General features: G+C 70.3%; 1 protein-coding gene. It reads right to left on the bottom strand.

The window, feature by feature from the left end:
* Window positions 1-3,123: non-ribosomal peptide synthetase (locus ON43_RS05280; RefSeq protein ID WP_040804176.1), on the bottom strand; the 3,123-nt coding region annotated here is incomplete at both ends.

Genomic DNA, 3,123 nt, shown 5'->3' with positions numbered 1-3,123 from the left:
CGAGGCCGACCCGGCCGACGCCGAGGACGTCGGAGAAGATGCCCGCCACGATCTCCTCGATCGGGGTGGACGGGGCGCGGAAGACCTTGGCCTCGAACACCGGCGCGGGCAGCTGCTTGCGGTCCAGCTTGCCGGAGGCGTTGAGCGGGAAGGCATCCAGCACCACGTAGGCGGTCGGGACCATGTAGCCGGGCAGACCGTCCTGCAGCTCGGTGCGCACGGCCTCGAGGTCGACGGTATGGCCCGCGGTCGGGACCAGGTAGCCGACCAGCTGTTCACCGAGGCGCTCGTCGGAGCGGACCACGACCACCGACTGGGCGATGGCGTCGATGGCGGTGAGCGCGGCCTCGATCTCGCCGAGCTCGATGCGCAGACCGCGCAGCTTGACCTGGAAGTCGGTGCGGCCCAGGTATTCCAGCTCGCCGCGACCGGTCCACTTGACCAGGTCGCCGGTGCGGTACATGCGCTCGCCGTCGTGGAACGGGTCCGCGACGAAGCGGTCGGCGGTCAGATCCGGGCGGGCGACGTAGCCGCGCGCCAGCTGGACGCCGGACAGGTACAGCTCACCCGCGACACCCGGGGCGACCGGGTGCAGACGCGAATCCAGCACGTAGACACGGGTGTTGAACACCGGCGCGCCGATCGGCACGGACAGCGTGTCGGTGTCCTCGACCTCGTGGTAAGTGACGTCGACCGCGGCCTCGGTCGGGCCGTACAGGTTGTGCAGGCGCGCGCCGGTGAGCTCGCGCAGCTTCTGCGCGGTCGGCGCGGGCAGCGCCTCACCGGAGGCGAACACCTGGTGCAGCGAGGTGCACTCGGCGGCCTTCTCCTCCGCCACGAACACCGACATCATCGAGGGCACGAAGTGCGCGGTGGTGACACCGGTCTCGATGATGAGCTCGGCCAGGTAGCCCGGGTCGCGGTGGCCGTCCGGCTTGGCGATGACCAGGCTGGCGCCGATCTGCAAGGGCCAGAAGAACTCCCACACCGACACGTCGAAGGTGGCCGGGGTCTTCTGCAGCACCACGTCGTCGTCGAACAGCCCGTATTCGGTCTGCATCCAGACCAGGCGGTTGACGATGGCGCTGTGGGTGACGCCCACGCCCTTCGGGCGGCCGGTCGAACCCGACGTGAAGATCACGTACGCGGTGTTGTCACCACGCAGCGGGGCGACCCGGTCGGCGTCTGTGATCGGAGCGTCGGAGTAGCCGGACACGTCCAGCTCGTCGATCAGCAGTGTGCGCGTGGCGGTTTCGAAGCCGTCGCGGGCGGTGCTGAGCACGCAGACGGGCTGCGCGATGTCGAGCACGTACTGGTTGCGCTCGGCCGGATGGTCCGGGTCGAGCGGCACGTACGCGCCACCGGCGAGGGTGACGGCGTACATGCCGACCAGCAGTTCGAAGGAGCGCCGCATGCCCAGGGCCACATAGGAATCCGGGCCGACGCCCTCGGCGATGAGGTGGCGGGCCAGGCGGTGCGCACGAGAAGCGAACTCGCCGTAGGTCAGGCTCTCGCCCTCGAACACCAGCGCGGTGAGGTTGGGGGTCTGCTTGGCCTGGGCCTCGAACATGGACGCGAGGGTGACCTCGGCGTCGATCTTCTTGCCGCCCAGCGCGACCCGCTTGACGTCGTACTCGGTGGCGTTCCAGCCGCGCAGCACCTGGCGGCGCTCGGCCGCGTTCAGCAGCTCGATATCGCCGACCACCGCGGCCGGGGTCGCGACCACGGCCGACAGCATCCGGACCAGGCGCTCACCGAATCCGGCGACGGTACCGGCGTCGAAGATGTCTGTCGCGTAGGCGAATTCGGCGAGCATGCCGCTGCCGTCCGCGTGTTCGGTCAGGTTGAGGTGCAGGTCGAACTTGGCGGTGAGCACGTCCAGCGGCACGCCCGCGACTTCCAGGCCGGGCAGCGTGAAGCTGGCCGCACCGGTGTTCTGGAACGACAGCATGACCTGGAACAGCGGGTGCCGCGCCTGCGAGCGGGCCGGGTTGAGGATCTCCACCAGGCGCTCGAAGGGCAGATCGGCGTGGCCGAAGGCGGCCAGGTCGGTGTCCTTGGTGCGGGCCAGCAGCTCGGTGAACTTCTCCCCCGAGTCGACGGCCGTGCGCAGCACCAGGGTGTTGACGAACATGCCGATGGCGTCGTCGAGTTCCTGCTCGCCACGACCGGCGACCGCGGTGCCGATGGCGATGTCGTCGCCGTTGGACAACCGTGCCAGCAGCGCCGCGAAGGCGGCGTGCACGACCATGAACAGCGAGGCCCCGTGCTCGCGGGCCAGGGCGTTGAGCCCGGTCAGCAGCTCGGCGTCGATCGAGAACTCGTGCACCCCACCGGCATTGGACGCGACGGCCGGACGCGGGCGGTCCGCGGGCAGGTCGATCTGGTCGGGCAGCCCGGCCAGTGCGTTGCTCCAGTAGGAGACCTGCTGCGCGATCCGGGAATCCGCGTCGTCCTCGTCGCCGAGGGTCTCGCGCTGCCACAGCGCGAAGTCGGCGTACTGCACCGGCAGCGGAGCCCACTGCGGCGCTTCGCCATTGGCGCGCGAGGCGTAGGCGACCATGACGTCGCGGGCCAGCGGGCGCACCGACCAGCCGTCACCGGAGATGTGGTGGACCACGAAAACCAGGACGTAGGTGGGCACGACGGCGGAGCCGTCAATGGACACCGTGGCGTCGGCGACGCGGAACAGAGCCGCGCGCACCGGCGGTGCGACGGTCACGTCGAAGCCGGTCAGCACCAGCTCGGCGACGCGGTCGCGCAGCTCCGCCTCCGGAACGTCGATCGCGGCGGCGTCCAGGTGGACCTGGTCGGCGGGCAGGATCACCTGCACGCCGCGGCCTTCCGCGTTCTCCGGGTAGACGGTGCGCAGCACCTCGTGGCGCTCGAGCACATCGCGGACGGCGGCCAGCAGGGCATCCGTGTCCAGGTCACCGGTGAGGCGAACGGCCAGCGGGATGTTGTTGACGGCCGAGGCGGTGTCGAAGCGGTTGAGGAACCACATGCGCTGCTGGGCCAGCGACAGCGGAATCTCGTCCGGCCGTTGCTGAGCCACCAGTTCGGCGCGCGCTCCGCTACCGGCCTGGGCGTCCACGCGCGCGGCGAGGGCGGCCACGGTCGGCG

It is taken from the genome of Nocardia concava NBRC 100430 (assembly GCF_000308815.1).
Taxonomy (GTDB): Bacteria; Actinomycetota; Actinomycetes; order Mycobacteriales; family Mycobacteriaceae; genus Nocardia; species Nocardia concava.
The sequence above is the reverse complement of the archived record's forward strand: the minus strand, read 5'-3'. Positions and strand labels throughout refer to the sequence as shown.